Source organism: Candidatus Hydrothermales bacterium (assembly GCA_039630235.1).
GTDB lineage: Bacteria > Hydrothermota > Hydrothermia > Hydrothermales > JAJRUZ01 > JBCNVI01.
The window spans coordinates 107610-125246 of sequence record JBCNVI010000005.1; the positions used below are offsets into that span (position 1 = coordinate 107610).

The following is a 17637-nucleotide window of genomic DNA, read 5'->3' on the forward strand; positions in this document are numbered from 1 at the left end:
CTTACATACCTCCGTATAAATAATATAAAATAAAGGGACCAAAAATAATTATAAATATTGTTGGTAAAATTAATAAAATAGTTGGAATAACTATGTAAACAGGAGTCTTAGCAGCCCTTTCCTCAGCCTGATCCCATCTTTTTCTTCTTACTTCCTCAGCTAAGGATGCTAAAGTTTGCGTTATAGGTGCCCCAAGTTCTTCTCCATGTGCAATTGTTATTGCTACAAGGGTTAAATCAGGATGCTGAGTCCTTTCAGCAAGGGCTCTTAAAGCTTCAGTTCTTTTTTTACCTAATCTTAATTCTGATAACATCAAAGCAAACTCTTCTTTAAGGGGACAAGGATGCATTGCTTCTGTAACGTATTGAAAAGCAGCATTAAAACCAAGGCCAGCTTGAACTGCTGTATTTAGCTGGTCTAAAGCATCTCCTAAATCTTTTTGTATAAGGTAATGTCTTTTTTTTATCTCTTGATTTAAACTAAAATCCTTAAAGAAAAATCCAACAAAGAAGATTACAATAGATAAAACAAAAGTAAAAGAAAAGGGAGGATTAAAAATTATGCTCAACAGTATAATAGATAGAAAGAAAAAAACAAATCCACTTATAAGTTTCTCCATAAGAACAGCTTCAACAGGTTTACCCCTTTCGCCCGCCATCTCCATTTTCATCTCAAGAGCCTTTATATAATCTTCAGGTAAGTATTTTTTTAAAATTTTGACAATCGCTTCTGCAATAGGAGCAAAAAAGGCAATAATTTTAGATGCAAATTCTATCCTAACTCTTCTTCTTCTTAATCTCTCTAACCTTGATGATAAAGCTAACTCCTCAGGAGATGGTATAAAAGAGAGAACAAGAAAATAAACTGCAATAAAACTAATTATAAATATTAGAAGAATCATATCTCTATAGTTACTATCTTTCTAATCCAAAGAGCTGCTATTATGTCAAGTAAAGCAGCAATAAATAGCATAAAAATACCGAGAGGCTCTTCTAGCATGGGAGCAAATAACTCTGGTTGTGTTATTCTAAGAAGTATCAAAAGAAAAAGTGGCAATAAGGTTAACACAGTAGCAGAGAGTCTTCCTTCGGCTGTGAGAGTATCAATTCTTCTTTTTAATCTCCTTCTTGCCTTTATTGTCTCAGCTATACCTGATAAGACATCGACAAGGGACCCTCCAGTTCTTCGCTGCAAAATTACTGCGCTTGTAAATATTTTAAGTTCTCTTGAAGGAATCCTATCTTCAAGATGACGAAGTGCTTCCTCTAAAGTAAGACCTAAAGATATTTCATCTAGTACTCTTTTAAATTCTGTTTGCATAGGTGGTGGCATCTGCTGAACAACTATTCTAAAGCAGTGGTTAAAACCAAGTCCAGCCTTTAAACCACTCACAATTAATCTCATACCCTCTTCAAGTTGGTCGTTAAACTTTTCTATCCACCTATTTCTTATAGTATAAGCATATTGAGGGAAGAAAATTATAACTAAAATAGTAAATAGAAAAATAACAAAAAGTTTTGTTGCAAGGGTTTTCCCAAGAAAAAGATAGGTTACAATCGAAAAGGCAAATATAAGTCTTAGCTCAAGTAAAATAAAGTTTTTAACAGGAAAATCTGCTGGATCAAGTTTTTTCTGTATACTCTTCAAATACAAAATAAAAAATTCTTCTAAGAATATTACAAAAATGTAAACAGCTCCAACAACTAGAAGAATAATTAAAATTAAATTCACCATTCTGTCTCTTCTCTACCTATATAATATATATTTTTATCAATCTTTACACCCTTAATTTCAAATTCTTCATGAACTTTTGGTCTTATACCTGTTCCCATAAAAGTTCCTATTATTTCACCTTTTTCATTTACACCCTTTTGTTTAAAAATGAAGATATCCTGCATTGTAATAACATCCCCTTCTAAACCTGTAATTTCAGAGATCTTTGTAACCCTCCTTTTTCCATCTCTCATTCTTTCAACGAAAACAATAAAATCTATAGCTGAGGCAATATAGCTCCTTATAGCAGAAACTGGAAGTTCAGTACCAGCCATTAAAACCATCGTTTCAAGTCTATAAAGAGTATCTCGTGGAGAATTTGCGTGAACTGTTGTTAAAGAACCCTCGTGTCCTGTATTCATAGCCTGTAACATATCAAGAGCCTCACCTCCTCTACACTCTCCTACTATTATCCTATCAGGTCTCATTCTGAGGGCATTTCTCACAAGATCCCTTATTGTGATTTCACCTTTACCTTCTATATTGGGTGGTCTTGCTTCAAGACGCACCACATGAGGCTGCTGTAATCTCAGTTCTGCAGTATCTTCAATTGTCACTATTCTTTCATCATCAGGAATAAAAGAAGAAAGTACATTTAAAAGGGTTGTCTTACCTGACCCAGTTCCACCAGCTACTACTATGTTCTTTTTAACAAAAACACAAGCTTTCAAAAATTCTATCATAAATTCTGTTATAGATCCAAAATTAATTAGATCCTTGTATGTAAAAGGTTCCTTTCTAAACTTCCTTATTGTTATTGTTGGACTATCGATAGAAACAGGAGGAAGAGTAATATTTACTCTTGAACCATCAGGAAGTCTTGCATCACAAAGTGGTGATGCCTCATCAACTCTTCTTCCTATAGGAGTTACAATTCTTTCTATTACAATCCTAAGCTGTGTTTCATTTAAAAAACTCCTATCTGTTTTATAAATCTTTCCACCCTTTTCAATATATATATTATCATATGAATTAACCATTATTTCGGTTATATTTGGATCAGCTAAAAGATCCTCAAGAGGACCAAGGCCAAGAATCTCCTTTATCATATCCTCAACAAACTTTCTTCTAACTTCTTGTGAAGGTAATGGAACGTTAAGTTCATCGAGCTTTTCTATAATTAATTTTTCAACTTTCTTCCTTATTTCCTGTTTAGAGTAAGAGCTTTCATATGTTGCAGTTAGTTCACCTGAGAGGGTCATCTCTCTAATAATATGTGCATGTATTAACTTCTTAATCTCTAATGGAACTTCCCCCAAAATTAATGCTTCTGGAGCTTCGTAATGCACTTCCTCTTTCTTTTTTTCCTCAACAATTTCTCTTTTCTCCTCCTTTTCTTCCTTTTTCTTCCTTCTAAAGATTCCACTTAGAAAGTCTCTTTTAGTCTCCTTTCTTTTCTCAAGAAAATCCTCTCTTTTTATTTCTCCTAAGATATAGTTAGAAACTTCCCTTAATTTATCTTTAAAAGCCTGATTAATTTTTTCCTTTCCTGTATCAAATCCTAACTCACCAAGCGAAACAATTGACTCATCTTCAGGTAAAACAAAAAGAACTTCTCTTTCCATTATTTTCTCTATCTCTTCAAGAGAAATTCCGCTCTCATTGAAAAAGTTTATTAAATATTCAATCTTTTGAGGAGGATAATACCTTAGTCTGAAAATTTCTCTTAAATTTTTTGACTGAGCAATTGATAAAAAGTCATTTTTCATTATTACAAAAATAAGATCAGCAATATCAAGTATATTTAGGGTCTTTTCATCCAAACTATGTCCACAATCAAAGAAAACAAAATCATAGTCAGTTTCAATTTTTTTTAAAAATGGACTAATCAATTCATACTCTCTATCCCATAACTCACCAGTTTTTGAAAAAAACATATGGAACTTTGTTGGGTAAGAAGAGTAACTATAAATAAACTCTCCCTTAAACTTTTTCTCTTTTTTAAAGAAATCGAGAGCCTCTTTAAAAGTTTTTCTTGTCTCAAAACCAAAGATGTAAGGTAAATCACCGTGATTTTCAGCCTCAATAAGTAAAACACTTTTCTTTTTTTGAGAAATCTCATAGGAAATAAGAGATGAAATTGTTGTAGTTCCAACTCCACCTTTAGTGCCAATGAAAGCAAATTTCTTCATATTTATATATATTTTACTGTGTCTCTTTTAAAGTCTCAAGAACATAGAAATCGCTTGTATAAGGATCCCAAAAACCACTAAGACCTATTATTTCAAAGAATGAAAAGGGAACATAAAGAATACCATCCTGGACTTTTATTTCTGGTTTAATAGGGAAAGCTACACCATCTATTTCAAGAGTTGATTTTTCTACTGACAAGAAAGACTTTTTCTTTCCAAATCTTATTTCAGCTAATTTCTCTTTCTCTACCCAGGTATAACTTATAGAAAGCTCCCTCTCAAAAATTTCGGATAACTCAAAATAGGTAGTTCCGTTAAAAACTTTTGTGGGAATATAAAACTCTAGAGTCTTCAATCCCTTATAGATATTAATTCGAGCTGCTCCTCTCTCATAAGGCAAAACTTCAGGTGTTACAATAAAGATAACGTCTTTTATTAAATTCTCATTTTTAATTCTTGTAAATAAAAGTTTTCCCAATATAGGAATTTTGCCAAGTAAAGGTATAGAGGATCTAAATTCTTGCATAGTCTTTTTTCTCAAACCACCTAAAAGTAGACTTTCTCCAGGTAAAAGTTTAACTTCAACTTTTACGTTACTTTTTCTTATTGCAGGAACAACAAAATCTTGAAGGACAACTGCATGGGCATAGTCAAGATCTGAAATTTCTGGCTCAAGATTTAAAATTATATAACCAAAATCATCAAGTTTTGCTGTTATCTTTAATTTAACTCCGTATTCTTTCCATTCAACAGTTGCTGCTCCTAAGGCTTGGGGTATTATTACAGGTATTTCTCCTCCACTTAAAAACTCTGAAGTCTTATCTTCTAAAACCACTAAAGTTGGATGTGATAAGATTTTTAAAGCCCCCTTTTCTTCAAGAAAATTTAGAGTACTTGTCAAATTAGTTACTCTTTTTATGGGACCTACATCAAGAGGGAAAGTTTCGGGTATTTTACCCTCTTCAAAACCAAGTTGTTTTAACCACTCAAATCCATAATCTGATTTTTTACTTCTTTCTAACTCAAGAACCCAAACATCAATACGTATTACCTTTGGTTTATGAAATTGTAGGGCTGTTCTTTTTTTAATTACACACTCAATCTCTTGTGTTCCTTTATCAGTGAATATGATTAAGTTTGTTACTCCCTCTTTGAGAGCATTAAGTAAAACTTCTCTATCAGAAATTAGTCTCATACCTAGAATTTCAGGATTTCCCACAGCAACGCTTTTCACAGGGCGAACAAATTTGAAAAGTTTTGAGTAGCCCTCATATAAGACAAGATAAGATAAAAGAAAAAACTTTAAAATCATTCCTTCACCTCTTCTTTTTCAAGATAAAAATTAAAAGAACTATTCTGAAAAACAGCTATCTCTTTAATTAAATCCTTATAATTCTTTGCGGAAAACTTGAATCTATATCTTCCTGCCGGAATAATTATTTGATTTTTACCCTCCTTTAATGTATATGGGGGAAGGGGTGTACCTAATATAAAAAGTTTAACATCAGGTATAGTTTGCATTGTAGCTTGATCAAAGACTTCAATAGTTATTTCAACTCTTTGAACAGATGGTTCTGAAAAACCTTCCACATAAGGTATTTCTAGCCTGTAGGGGTCAGCCTCTGGGGAATAATAAAAACAGTTCCCCACTATTCCTATAAGAAAATATAATTTAAACCACTTCATAGCATTTACACCCTCTTTGAAATATTTTTTTATTATCACAAAAAATGAAAAAAAAATCAAACAGTTAGATGAGGTACTTTTGAGGAGCTTGTGTTTAGTTTCTATTTGTTACAACTTATCACCTTGTTCTCAACTTTTTATTAAGGTATAAAGTATACCTGTGTTTCTATTATTTTTCCGCTTATGCTTGCACTTATTCCCCATGCAAAAAACCATGTTATATTTAAAATTCCCGAAACAAAAGCTCTATCATTCTCATTAACAACCTCAAGTGAAAAATTCGTCACAAGCGGTAAATTATAAGTTACACTTAAAATAAATAAAAAGGGAACCGAAAGCATTTGAAAAATTATAACAGTTTTTATTTTTCCAAAAATCCTTGCAAAAAATGGAGCACTCAATGTTCCAACTATGGTCATAATTTGAGAGATCGAAAAAAGAAACCCTATCTGCGAGGAATTAAGTAAAAATCTATCTCTAAAATAAAGGTTTAAAAAAGAACAGTGAGTCCTGCCCCAAGACCAACAAGAGTTTGAGGTATAGAAAGCTTTAACATAAGAGTCTTTGAAGTCCTTAAATCAAAGATTTTTAAGTCCCTTTCATTAACGATTTTTCTTTCTTTTATTTAAAATAAAGGGAACTATAGAAAAAGAGAAATTAAGACATGTAGTATTAAGGTGATCCTAAATCCAGAGATTATAGAAATACCTCTTTTTAAAAAAATAGGGGTAAATTTCCAGCTAAGATATTACCCAAAATTCCCGAGGCAAGTGAAATAGTAAAACCTGTACTAAAAAGATGCATCCTTATAGGTTCTGTACTCATCTGCATCATAAGCGGTCCACTTAATACAGGAAGAAACGAGGAAAAAATCCCAGTCATTACTACACCCAAAATGATATGAAAATAAATATTAGTAACTGCCGAAATTAGATAGCCAAAACAGGAAAAAATAACACTTACAATAATTATCGGTTTAACATTAATTTTTCTAACGATAAAAGCTGCAGGAAACATCATAATAACCGCTACATAACTCATAAGCGCCAAAATAAAACCGATTTTACTCTCTGAAAACCCGACTTCTTTTAGATACAGATTGAACAAAAGTCCAAATCCAGAAAATCCAAGTCCTAAAAGAAAACTACCACTTAAAAATAAAACTGCATCCCCTTTGAAATTAAACATCTTAAAGTTTAAACATCAATTGTTGTGTAATCAAAAAAACGAGGTTAAAAAAAACTTACTCAATTTGAAATTTGGAAAAAATGTTATTTATAATTTGAGGTACTTGAATTCCAAAAAATAAAAACTTATAATTTATCTTCAGAATGAAAACAAAAAGAAAAGAACGAATTGGTATTGTCGTCTCAGATAAAATGGATAAAACCGTCGTGGTACTAATTGAAAGGCGTGTTAGACACCCCCTATACAAAAAGGAAATTAAAAAGAGGAAGAAGTTCTACGCTCATGACGAAAAAAACGAATGCAGAGTGGGTGATAAAGTAAAAATAGTGGAAACAAGACCCCTTTCTAAACTTAAAAGATGGAGAGTTGTGGAAATAATAGAAAGATCACCTGAATTTAGAGAAAAAGAGGAAAAATGATACAACAACAGTCAAGACTCAAAATAACCGATAATACCGGAGTCCTTGAAGTCATGGTTATAAGAGTTTTAGGTGGAAGCGCAAGAAAGTATGGAACTGTTGGTGATGTATGTAAGGCTACAGTCAAAAAAGTAGGAACAGGTTCTCAGATAAAGGAAGGTGAAAAAGTCTTTGTAGTGATAGTAAGAACAAAGAAAGAAGTAAACAGAAAAGACGGATCTACGATAAGATTCGACGATAACGCAGGTGTGATAATTGACCCAAACGGTGAGCCAAAGGGAACAAGAGTTTTCGGTCCTGTAGCAAGGGAGCTCAGAGAAAAGAGATTTATGAAGATTGTCTCTCTTGCTCCAGAAGTTTGGTAAATGGCAAGAAAAATTAAAAAAGGCGACCAGGTGATTGTTATTGCAGGAGACGATAAAGGAAAAATTGGAAAAGTTATAAAAGTTATACCCGAAAAAGAAAGGGCTATAGTTGAAGGAGTAAACATAGTTAAAAGACACAGAAGATTTGTAAGTGCAGACAGACCTCATGGTATAGTGGAGATGCCTGCCCCTGTTCATCTTTCAAATCTTGCTCTCATCTGCCCAAGTTGTGGGAAAAAAACAAGAGTTGGATTTAGATTTGAAGGTGAAAAGAAAGTAAGATTTTGTAAAAAGTGTAAGGAAACAATTGATAAGGGTTAAAAATGGCTAGGTTACTTGAACATTATAAAAAGAATGTTGTACCTAAGTTAATGAAAGAGTTTAAGTATAAAAACGTTTTTCAAGTCCCAAGGATAGAAAAAGTTGTAGTAAATGTGGGATATGGGGAGGCCGTAAATGACCCGAAGTTAATTGAGATAGTTCAGAAGGAAATAGCTAATATAACTGGGCAATGGCCAGTAGTAAGGAAAGCCAAAAAACACGTTGCCGCTTTTAAGCTGAGGAAGGGTATGCCAATAGGTGTGAAAGTTACGTTAAGGGGAAAGAGAGCATATGAATTTATTGATAGGATGATTTCTTTTGCCTTGCCAAGGGTGAGAGATTTTAGGGGTTTAAAACGCAATTCGTTCGATGGCAGGGGTAACTATAATTTTGGACTGGAAGAATTTATAGTCTTTCCAGAGGTTGATATAGACAAAGTTAAGATAAACTTTGGAATGGATATAGCAATTGTAACAACTGCTAATACTGATTATGAAGCTTTAAGACTTTTAGAGGAGTTAGGTTTCCCTTTTGAAAGAAAAAAGGAGGTAAAAGGTGGCAAGAAAGGCTAAATTTATGAGATGGCTCATGTATGAGCCTAAATTTAAAGTAAGATACAGAAATCGTTGTAAGATTTGTGGCAGACCAAGGGGATACCTTCGAAGATTTGGAATATGTAGAATTTGCTTTAGAGAATTAGCGCTACAAGGTTTAATTCCTGGTGTTAAAAAGGCAAGCTGGTAAAATATGGTAAACGATCCAATTGGTGATACTCTCATAAGAATCAAAAATGCTGCTTTAAGAAAAAAAGAAAAGGTTGTTACTTTACATTCAAAGCTCCTTGTAAAAATTGCTGAGATCCTGAAAAATGAGGGGTTTATAAAGAGTTACGAAGTAAAGGGAGAGGGGGTTAAAAAAGAGCTCGTGATTTATTTAAAGTATGACGAAGAGGGTAACCCGCTCATAACTGATGTTAAAAGGGTCTCAAAGCCAGGGAGAAGAATTTATGTAACAAAGGATAAAATCCCCTGGGTTAATAACGGCATAGGTATTGCTATTTTATCAACCTCCAAGGGTTTATTAACTGATAGAGAGGCAAGAAGATTAAAAGTTGGTGGTGAAGTTTTATGTGAGGTTTGGTGATATGAGTAAAATAGGGAAAAAACCAATTTTAATACCAGAGGGTGTCACTGTAAAGTTAGAAAATGATGTGATTAAGGTAAAGGGACCTAAGGGCGAACTCTCGTTTAAAATACACGAGAATGTTGAGGTTGAAATAAAAGATAAAGAAATAAGGGTAAAAAGAAAAAACGATGATAAGTTCTCAAAGGCGATACATGGGACTACAAGGGCGATTATAAATAATATGGTGAAGGGGGTTACAGAGGGTTATACAAAGGAGTTACTTGTTGTAGGTGCTGGATATAAGGCAGATCTAAAGGGAAGGGAACTGATTTTAGACGTAGGTTATGCAGAACCAAAAAAGTATATTGTTCCCGAAACTATTAAGGTGGAGGTTAAAAAGGAGGGAGCAAACTTTAAAATTATACTTTTTGGAATAAATAAAGAGGAAGTAGGTAGAGTTGCTGCAGAGATAAGGAGAATAAGGGAACCAGATCCATATAAAGGAAAGGGAATAAGGTATGCTGATGAGGTAATTAAATTAAAGCCTGGAAAGGCAGGGGTAGCAAAATAATGGATGTAAAGGAAAAAATTCTAAAAAGAAAAAGAAGGCATAAAAGGATAAGAAAAAAGGTAATTGGAACTCCAGAGCGGCCAAGGTTATGTGTTTTTAAGTCAAGAAAACATACCTATGCTCAGATAATTGTTGATCCACCGGTTGGCCCTTGTAAAGTTCTAACAGGTGCATCAACATTATCACCTGAAATTAGAGAGAGTTTAAAAACCATAAAGGGAAAAGTTCAAAAAGCCTTTTTAGTCGGAAAACTAATAGCAGAGAGAGCAAAGAAGCTTTCCATTAAAAAGGTTGTCTTTGACAGGGCAGGTTATAAGTATCATGGTAGAGTAAAGGCTGTTGCAGAGGGAGCAAGAGAAGGCGGACTTGAGTTTTAGAAAACTAACCGCAAGTTGTCAAAATATTTGTCATTTCAAGATGATAGGAATTATAATAAAACAATAAAAAGGGGGGGAAAATATGAAAAAAATAATGCTGTTAAGCTTCCTATGCTTTTCAATAGTAATGGCTGGCACAGTGGGGTACGGATGGAGTGTAAATCCTGATGTGAAAAAAGCAGTAGAGGAAGCAACCAAAATGATCAGCACGAAAATGAAGCTTGATGAAATTGAATTTCTCTTTGTTTTTTCCACAGTGGATTATGGTCCCGAAAAGGTCTATTCTGAAATAAGAAAAAAGATTAAAAAGGCAAAGATATATGGCGGCACATCTTGTAGTGCTGTTATGACACCTGACGGATTTCACACTTCTAAACACGGTGCAATCGCTATGATGGCAATAAAATCAGAAAAGATAAAATTTACCACTGGATATGCTGATCTTGATAAGATGGATGCTTTTGAAGCTGGTAAAACCGCAATATCCATGGCTACTAAAGAGAGGGGACAACCAAGTCTTGTATTTATCACAGCTGCCCCAGGAAAAGAGGAGGATATAATTCGTGGTATAGAAAGTGTCATCGGTAAAACTATTCCAATTATTGGTGGCTCTTCAGCTGATAATGATATAACGGGTAAGTGGGCACAATTCACAGATGTAGGGGTACTTAAAAATGGAGTTTCACTTGCCTGTATATATACAGATAAAAAGATTGGATGGGCATTTGAAGCAGGATATAAAACTGGTATTGCACAAGGAAAGGTAACTTCAGCAAAGGGAAGAACAATATATACTATTGATAATAAACCTGCAGCAGAAGTTTATAACTTTTGGTTGGGTGGCAAGTTGGATGACGTATTACAAACAGGTGGAAATGTGTTAGAAAGAACTACCTTTCATCCATTAGCAAAAATTGTAAAGGGACCAAGGGGTGAGGTTTACTTTATATCGATTCATCCGTTAAGCATAAATTTACCTGAGAAATCATTAACTGTATTTACAGAAATAAATGAGGGAGAGGAACTTACATTGTTTGAGGGAGATTGGGAGATACTTTTAAGACGGGCTGCTACAACTCCAAGGGTTGCCTATATAAGAGGAGACTTTACCTCACCGAAAGAAATAGAGTTTGGAATATTTACATATTGTGCAGGAACAATGCTTGCAATTCCAGAAAAAGAAAGACCTAAGATGGTGGATCTTGTAAAGTCTGTTGTAGGAAATGCACCCTTTTTAGGAACTTTCACATTTGGTGAGCAAGGATTTTTACCAGCTGTCGGAAATATACACGGAAACCTTGTGAGTTCTATGGTGTTGGTTAGGGAATAAATTTATTTAAAGCTTTTCTCAGCCATAGTGGCGGGTTCAAGTCCCATTCTGTGCTTAACTGAATAAATCCATTTAAAGACTTCTCCTATTAAAATCTCCAATAGTTGCAAGTTCTCTAAAAATAGCATATTTATAATCTTTCACATCTCATACAAATATGCCTACACATCAGTTTAAGACATAGCTTATTGTTCTTAATCCAAGATCTTCAACTTCTTCTCTTTTTAATACCCGTTACTACTGAGACTGCTTCACGAATTTTTTCTTCATATTTAGGTGCTTCCTAAAAATTGACTTTACTTAAACAAATAGATAATAATAAACCTATGAAAATTTTATTGAATTTAAAGGGTCTGAAAGGTAAAATTATCCTAACGATATCTCTTTCTTTCATTTTAGTTATAACAATTTGGTCAATCTTTTATATAAGAGATACTAATTATTTAATAAAAGACAACACTAGAAAAACTGCAGAAGTTATAAGAAGTGCCCTTTTAAAAGAAGTTGAAATATTTATTTACACAGAAGATGCCACGATTCTCTCCTCATTAATTGAAAACATTATCTCAAACGATCCCTCAATATTATCAATTACTGTTACAGATCCTTCTGATAGAGAGCTTTTAAAAATTTTAGGTCCAAAATTCGGAAAAGAAAAAGGAAAATTTGTTCATTACCCAATTTTTGCCTCTAGGGAAAGCGTTCTTGAACCAGAAATTATTGGCAAATTGAATATTTATATAAGTACTGAAAGGGAAAGACAATATCAAAATAGAGCCCTTATTTTATCTTTTGTTCTCGGTGTTATAATCATCATTTTTGGCTTTATTTTCTCAATCTTTGTAACGAATATTTTCTTTGTAAGAGTTGAAGGAATAAAAAAGGGTTTAATAGAGATAGCAAAGGGTGAAGCAGACTTAACAAGGAGAATCGAACTAAAAGAAGATACAGAATTTAGAGAAATAGCAGACTCCTTTAATGAATTTGTTGAAAGTCTCTCAAAAAGAATAAAAATCACAAGATCAGGTGCGTTCAAAATAAGTGAATTTTCGGAAAATATCTCAAGCGCTATAGAAGAACTAACTGCTACTTCAAACACAGTAACCGAAACAACTCAAAAATTGGCAAATTTATCAACTAATGTTGCTAAAGGTGTTAAGGAAGCATCAAAATCAGTTAAAGAACTCTTAAATATTGCACTCAACACAGAAAGAGAATCTAAAGATATGCAGAGTATTGAAAATTATGCCTATAGTCTTGCCCTTGAGGGCAAAAAAATTTCAGAAAGCATAAAAGAAGAACTCGATAAAGTAACAAATGTCACAAATAAACTCAGACAAAGTGTAGAAAATTTAATAGTTTCTTTAAGAGATATTTTAGAAATTTCAAATACTATAACGACATTTATGAGAAGAACCAATTTATTATCTTTGAATGCTTCTATTGAGGCAGCAAGAGCACCTACTCAGGCAAAGGGTTTTTCAATAATTGCAGAAGAGATAAGAAAACTTGCAAGAGACTCATCTTTATACTCAGCGAGAATCCAAGACATTGTAGAAAATATAAAATCTTTACTTGAGGAATTTTCAAAGAACTTGACAGAGAACCAAAAAATAATAGAAAGTGCCAAAGAGGTTTTGCTAAAAGCAGCTAACCAATTAAAGTTAATAGCTGATCAAAAGGAAGAGACAATGCAAAAGGTTCAAAGAATATTAAATTATACTTCTTTAGAAAGAGAAGAGATTGAAAAGTTAGCTCATTTTATGGACAAAGTAGGTGAGTTAGTGGAAGAGGCGCAGAAATCAAGTCAAGAAATTGCAGCAAGTATGCAAGAACAGCTTGCCTCTTTAGAAGAAATTTCCTCTTCCGCATCTGAACTTGCACATATAAGCGAAAATCTAAAATCAACTTTAATCGGATTTAAAATTGATTAATAGTTATTTAACCCACGCTTTGTAGGAGATAGCAAGATCAATAAAAGTATGAGGGAGCAACAATTTTATTAGGCCATTAGTCTTTTGCCCATTTCCAAATGAATAATATCCAATACATAATCAACTGGGCCAAAAAGAGGAGAAAAATTATTTAATTTTTGAACCCCGATTAGTAATTTCAGATTTGAACAATCAAAATTCATGTGTTCTAAGCAAATACCGTACATTCGCAGTTGTACAAATTTATCTTTTCCTACATACAAAGATTTGGTTCTAGTTGTTCTTAAATCAGCTATAATAAATGGCTTTCCGTTTTTAAATATAATTTGATCTATTATTCCCATAACAGGGATTTCTTCAATTTTAGTAAGAAGGGGAAAATTGGAAAGCGTGCAGACTCTTGAAGTTTTAATTTTTCTAATAGCATCTTTAATAGAAATCATCTTGCCTTTTTCAATAACCTTTTGATGTACCAGATCCCCTATTATCATCTCCTCTGTTTCAATTTTTCCAATTTTATATCTCAATTCCACCCTTTGTTCTTAAAGTAGCACTGTGTGCCTATATCGCTTGCACGGACAAAAGGTAAGTTATGTCTCAGTTTCTTTTCCTTCTTTGTTTCTGCAAGTAAATCTTCTATTTCCAGGAGCGCCTTTTCCCACTTTCTTAATTTCATTACAAATTGTAACATTAGATGTCAAAGGTTTTAAAATCGAACAAAAAATCATTATTGCTTATTTTAAATCTCTTATCACTACTCAATTAATCCAGGTGTCCCTTTCAATTAATGAAATTGCTTTTTTCGCTTCACATCTGATGTTTGATTGTCTTTACACTTTGAGTAAAAAGATAAATCAAGTGGTAAAGGATGTGACTTAAATTAAATAATAAATTGTTCCTGCTTAGGATCAAGTATCGGTGATACTTTTTGGAATAAAAAGTGATGAATCGACTGTAATTATTAAGAAGTTATGGATTTAAACTTAATTTTCAAAAACGGGCTTAGGCTTTGAGATAAAAAAGCAAATTTAGTTGGCTATGTGGAGAAATAATGTGAGATATCTAATGTTTGAGCTCTAAAAATATATTAAAGTCCAAAATTTTTAAGTATTTCAGCGAGTTCAGAATTTTTCTTCGAATACTCTTTTTTTAAGATAAGGTAAAAGTGCAGCTCTTCTATCCCATATAGCAAACCCTATCGTTACAGCAACAATTCCTGCAAAAGTGGCAACTATCCCTATCATAAGATGGATGATTTGATCAAATCTTTTTTCAATCTGCTCGAATCTTTTCTCAATCTGCTCAAACCTCTTATCAACCTGTTCAAATCTTTTCTTAATTAACTCAAATCTTTTTTTAAACACTCTCTTTAAACTCTTTTAATGATGTTTCAATCCTTATAATTCTATCCCTATCTTCGAGAGTAAAGGGAACTTCCCTTTGCGCAAAAATTCTATCATTTAACGATATCAAAAAGTAAACTAAGATTATTTTTCTCACGATTAAATTATAAAGTCTAATATAGAAAAAACTAAAACAAAAAAATAAAAGACCATCAAAAAATAAAAAATCGGCAAGAAAAATTTTCTTTTTTTAAAGTAGATATTCATCACCTTAAATTTTCTTAAAATGTGCCATGTAACAAGAAGGAAAAAAACGTAGGCAGAATATTTATGAAATATAAATCTATGAATCCCGAGTTTCGCTGCTATAATTCCAGAAAAAACAGTTATTGGAAAAAGAAATAATAAAATTAAATTTAGTATCACTTAGGTCTTCCAACTGTCTGTATATAAATACTTGTCTCCTCCTTTCCATCAACTCCTATTAACTTATCAACCATACTATCAAAAAAGGCACCTATTACACAAGAGGAAAGTCCAAGAGACACACACTGTAAAGATACATTTTGAGCCACATGCCCTGCCTCCATATAAACATATCTATATCCCCTATCATCATACTTATAAGTCGTTCTTTTAAAAATAGCAGTGTAAATTAAAGTCAGGGGAGCAGATAAGAACATTTCTTGAAAAAGTCCTGCCTTAAATATTTCATTTTTAAAATCACCCTCTTTAATAAACTCAAGGGAATGTTCCCTTACATTATAGTGATATATACCCTTTTTAAGTCCCTCTACATTTTGAACAATCAGATAAATTTCGATTGGATAAAGCGCACCTGCTGATGGAACAGTTCTTAAATAAACGCCCGCAAGCTCACCTGTTATCCCCTGGGCTGCAAAGAGGATCTGCGAAACTTCATCTAAAGTTAAAGGTTTATCAGAATATTCTCTTACAGATCTTCTCTTTTTAATAGCCTCTTCTAATATCATTCCCTTAAAAGTTGGTGCTGGAAGCTTAATTTTTGGCTTATCTGGATAAGTTTTAAATTGGGGAGGAGGCTTTTCAATCTTCATAACAGAAACGAGAGCTTTTAAAGGGTCAAGTTTTGTCTCATTATGGAATTTTTCTCCAATCTGAAATATTAAAAAAAAGAAAATTAGATAACCCATTTTAAGCTTTGATTTTATAATATAAATCAAAAATAAAAAATAAGTCAATTTATCTCAATAAAATCTAAAAGCAGAAGAAAAAAAGAGCTTACCCAAGACTTCAAGGAAAAAATCATTTAAGAAGTGAACTTATGGCTTTATGATAAGTTGCTGAATATGATTGAAAGTTAAAGATAAAAAGTGATATGATTATTGTAAAAGACGGATTAACTTTACTAAAGAGTTTTCTTTTTATCCGTAAAATAAAGTTTTGCATATTAATAGACTAAAGGAGATATAAGAAAAACAGGGCAAGGGTACAACTAAGTTATACGTCAAATAAGTAAAGAGAATAGATCAAGTGTCGAAACATTTAAAATCTTAAGGGAATATTTGCTCGTAGGTTTCTTAAGCTTCTTTCCGAATTATAAATTTTTGCCATCTCAACTCCAGATGCACTAGCTAAAATAAAAAAAGTATAATTGTAGGAAAAATTATAGAAGTGAAAATTAAACTTCTATAGGTCTTATATAGGCACCACATGAAAAATAATCATCAAGAAAAGAATAAAAGATCTTCTCAAATAAAAAGACCCAAAAGAGATATGCTCTCCTTTTATAATGTCTACTATTTCAATTCTTTCTGATACTTCGTTAGTTTAATCTTTTCAATCATCGTTATCCTTAAGGCCTTAAAAATGTAACTGATGTAATTATTTTTTATAATACAAATAAAACCAAAGTTCTGTCTTGTAGACTCCCTCCTCTTCTCCAAGGGTTTCATCTCCAAGAATATCAACAACTATAAAGTGAAAACCCTTTACATCAGAGGAGTCACAAACACTTTTCTCATAGACTCCGGGTAGAATCTCTTTCATAAATAATCTGTAGTGTTTATTATTCGGTCCTAAAACATGAAGATAAGGATAGTTAACATCTTTATTCACATAAACCTTTATTCCAACTGTATCATATTTTGTCACAGTATCAATTTCCGAAATTTTTCTAAAAGTTAAGGGATCCTTTACTTTAAAAGCCTTATTTCCCAGCCTTACCTCCATTGAGTCAATTGAAAAGTCAGGACTCACATTTCTTGATAAAGCACGAATCCCTGTTACACTCCATAGTTTCCATCCTCTATGAGGATCATTTACATCACCTAATCTTTTAAAAGTTCCCTTTATATAGAAGATATCTGAAAAGTCCCTTTTGTAATGTTTTACTTTTTGAGAATCAGGAACCCATGCCCATAAATGAAGGATTCCTTCATCGTAGCCCGTATAATCAACATAGGCAGAATCGCCTATTATGTAAATTTCAATATCAGGAGAGGGTATATTTTTTATTTCTCTACCCCAAAAAAGAGGGTTCACGCTACCTTTTAAGAGAAGTCGTGCTGAATCGTTACCTGCTGGTGCCCTTTGGTTAAAGATAGAACTTGATCTTATTAACTCAACTATTGCCTCTTTATCCGTATATCTATCAGCATACCTTCCCCTTTTACAACCCGTAATTATTATAAGTCCTATCAACAGAACCGTCGCTTTTTTCATTTTATACCTCCTTTTTATATTTTGACGTCGTATTTAAAAGGTAGGTTCTACCTTTCAGATATAAGTGATCAATTTTTAAATCCCTTGTTTTTGAAGAATTTTTGTAAGTTAAGGGATTATTAAAACAATGTCCCCGTAGAAGGCCTCGTTCAAACTTCAAAAGATCACCTTGTGTTACACTTTTTAACCCTGATACAAGCCTGGTCTGGCAAATTCTATCCTCAAGATCTACACAGGCTAGGGAAGTCAGCCACTATTTTAATTTATCCTTTTAAGTCTTTCTTATAGACTTCTTTCTTTCTAATCATCTTGATAAGATTTCTGTATGAACTAACTCAAATTTTGAAAAAAAACTTGAAATCTTTATTAT

General features: G+C 32.8%; 23 protein-coding genes. 10 read left to right on the forward strand and 13 right to left on the reverse strand.

The features are described 5' to 3' along the window. Position 1: 1 nt before the first annotated feature. The 7 genes from ABDH49_06205 to ABDH49_06235 all read right to left on the reverse strand — a co-directional run bounded on the left by ABDH49_06205 (position 2) and on the right by ABDH49_06235 (position 6779). The gene (locus tag ABDH49_06205; protein ID MEN3046554.1) at positions 2 to 901 is read right to left on the reverse strand and encodes a type II secretion system F family protein; all 900 of its coding nucleotides are present in this window, start codon (positions 899 to 901) and stop codon (positions 2 to 4) included. After that, positions 898 to 1734: a type II secretion system F family protein gene (locus ABDH49_06210; GenBank protein MEN3046555.1), complete on the reverse strand. Its 837-nt coding sequence runs from the start codon at positions 1732 to 1734 to the stop codon at positions 898 to 900. The genes ABDH49_06205 and ABDH49_06210 overlap by 4 nt, the downstream gene beginning before the upstream one ends. Beyond that, positions 1728 to 3905 (reverse strand): ATPase, T2SS/T4P/T4SS family, encoded by a 2178-nt coding sequence (locus tag ABDH49_06215; protein ID MEN3046556.1) that lies wholly within the window; start codon positions 3903 to 3905, stop codon positions 1728 to 1730. The genes ABDH49_06210 and ABDH49_06215 overlap by 7 nt, the downstream gene beginning before the upstream one ends. Before the next feature lie 13 nt (positions 3906 to 3918). Beyond that, the gene (locus tag ABDH49_06220; protein MEN3046557.1) at positions 3919 to 5217 is read right to left on the reverse strand and encodes a pilus assembly protein N-terminal domain-containing protein; all 1299 of its coding nucleotides are present in this window, start codon (positions 5215 to 5217) and stop codon (positions 3919 to 3921) included. Further along, a complete protein-coding gene (locus ABDH49_06225) occupies positions 5214 to 5591 on the reverse strand; it encodes a hypothetical protein (GenBank protein MEN3046558.1) in 378 nt (125 codons plus the stop codon). The genes ABDH49_06220 and ABDH49_06225 overlap by 4 nt, the downstream gene beginning before the upstream one ends. Before the next feature lie 140 nt (positions 5592 to 5731). After that, positions 5732 to 6010, reverse strand: coding sequence for a hypothetical protein (locus tag ABDH49_06230; protein ID MEN3046559.1), 279 nt, complete (start codon positions 6008 to 6010; stop codon positions 5732 to 5734). A 295-nt stretch (positions 6011 to 6305) separates the two neighbouring features. Further along, the gene (locus ABDH49_06235) at positions 6306 to 6779 is read right to left on the reverse strand and encodes an MFS transporter (protein MEN3046560.1); all 474 of its coding nucleotides are present in this window, start codon (positions 6777 to 6779) and stop codon (positions 6306 to 6308) included. Positions 6780 to 6922: 143 nt separating this feature from the next. Here ABDH49_06235 and rpsQ point away from each other — a divergent pair, with 143 nt between their 5' ends. The 10 genes from rpsQ (at position 6923) to ABDH49_06285 (ending at position 13221) form a co-directional block, all read left to right on the forward strand. Then, a complete protein-coding gene (gene rpsQ / locus ABDH49_06240) occupies positions 6923 to 7198 on the forward strand; it encodes a 30S ribosomal protein S17 (protein MEN3046561.1) in 276 nt (91 codons plus the stop codon). Further along, the gene (rplN, locus tag ABDH49_06245; GenBank protein ID MEN3046562.1) at positions 7195 to 7563 is read left to right on the forward strand and encodes a 50S ribosomal protein L14; all 369 of its coding nucleotides are present in this window, start codon (positions 7195 to 7197) and stop codon (positions 7561 to 7563) included. Before rpsQ ends, rplN begins: the two co-directional genes overlap by 4 nt. Then, positions 7564 to 7884, forward strand: coding sequence for a 50S ribosomal protein L24 (rplX, locus tag ABDH49_06250; GenBank protein ID MEN3046563.1), 321 nt, complete (start codon positions 7564 to 7566; stop codon positions 7882 to 7884). 2 nt (positions 7885 to 7886) lie between these two features. After that, positions 7887 to 8456: a 50S ribosomal protein L5 gene (gene rplE / locus ABDH49_06255; GenBank protein ID MEN3046564.1), complete on the forward strand. Its 570-nt coding sequence runs from the start codon at positions 7887 to 7889 to the stop codon at positions 8454 to 8456. Further along, complete coding sequence (locus ABDH49_06260; GenBank protein ID MEN3046565.1) at positions 8440 to 8628, forward strand: type Z 30S ribosomal protein S14; 189 nt, start codon at positions 8440 to 8442, stop codon at positions 8626 to 8628. Before rplE ends, ABDH49_06260 begins: the two co-directional genes overlap by 17 nt. A gap of 3 nt (positions 8629 to 8631) precedes the next feature. Beyond that, positions 8632 to 9027 carry a 30S ribosomal protein S8 gene (rpsH, locus tag ABDH49_06265; protein ID MEN3046566.1) on the forward strand — a complete coding sequence of 132 codons (396 nt, stop codon included), beginning with the start codon at positions 8632 to 8634 and terminating at the stop codon, positions 9025 to 9027. Between the two features lies 1 nt (position 9028). After that, positions 9029 to 9580 (forward strand): 50S ribosomal protein L6, encoded by a 552-nt coding sequence (gene rplF / locus ABDH49_06270; protein MEN3046567.1) that lies wholly within the window; start codon positions 9029 to 9031, stop codon positions 9578 to 9580. Next, entirely contained in the window at positions 9580 to 9957 is a 378-nt protein-coding gene (gene rplR / locus ABDH49_06275; protein ID MEN3046568.1) for a 50S ribosomal protein L18, read from the forward strand. The genes rplF and rplR overlap by 1 nt, the downstream gene beginning before the upstream one ends. A gap of 82 nt (positions 9958 to 10039) precedes the next feature. Continuing rightward, complete coding sequence (locus ABDH49_06280; GenBank protein MEN3046569.1) at positions 10040 to 11287, forward strand: FIST N-terminal domain-containing protein; 1248 nt, start codon at positions 10040 to 10042, stop codon at positions 11285 to 11287. A 326-nt stretch (positions 11288 to 11613) separates the two neighbouring features. Beyond that, entirely contained in the window at positions 11614 to 13221 is a 1608-nt protein-coding gene (locus tag ABDH49_06285; protein MEN3046570.1) for a methyl-accepting chemotaxis protein, read from the forward strand. 68 nt (positions 13222 to 13289) lie between these two features. Here the strand turns inward: ABDH49_06285 and ABDH49_06290 are convergent, their stop codons facing one another. From ABDH49_06290 to ABDH49_06315, 6 genes are all read right to left on the reverse strand, one after another. Continuing rightward, the gene (locus ABDH49_06290) at positions 13290 to 13748 is read right to left on the reverse strand and encodes a hypothetical protein (GenBank protein MEN3046571.1); all 459 of its coding nucleotides are present in this window, start codon (positions 13746 to 13748) and stop codon (positions 13290 to 13292) included. Between the two features lie 594 nt (positions 13749 to 14342). Continuing rightward, positions 14343 to 14585, reverse strand: coding sequence for a hypothetical protein (locus ABDH49_06295; GenBank protein MEN3046572.1), 243 nt, complete (start codon positions 14583 to 14585; stop codon positions 14343 to 14345). Then, positions 14578 to 14721, reverse strand: coding sequence for a hypothetical protein (locus ABDH49_06300; GenBank protein MEN3046573.1), 144 nt, complete (start codon positions 14719 to 14721; stop codon positions 14578 to 14580). The genes ABDH49_06295 and ABDH49_06300 overlap by 8 nt, the downstream gene beginning before the upstream one ends. A 2-nt stretch (positions 14722 to 14723) precedes the next feature. Further along, positions 14724 to 14990, reverse strand: coding sequence for a hypothetical protein (locus ABDH49_06305; protein ID MEN3046574.1), 267 nt, complete (start codon positions 14988 to 14990; stop codon positions 14724 to 14726). Further along, positions 14987 to 15640 (reverse strand): SagB/ThcOx family dehydrogenase, encoded by a 654-nt coding sequence (locus ABDH49_06310; GenBank protein ID MEN3046575.1) that lies wholly within the window; start codon positions 15638 to 15640, stop codon positions 14987 to 14989. The genes ABDH49_06305 and ABDH49_06310 overlap by 4 nt, the downstream gene beginning before the upstream one ends. 787 nt (positions 15641 to 16427) lie before the next feature. Further along, the gene (locus tag ABDH49_06315) at positions 16428 to 17267 is read right to left on the reverse strand and encodes a hypothetical protein (protein ID MEN3046576.1); all 840 of its coding nucleotides are present in this window, start codon (positions 17265 to 17267) and stop codon (positions 16428 to 16430) included. Between the last annotated feature and the right edge of the window lie 370 nt (positions 17268 to 17637).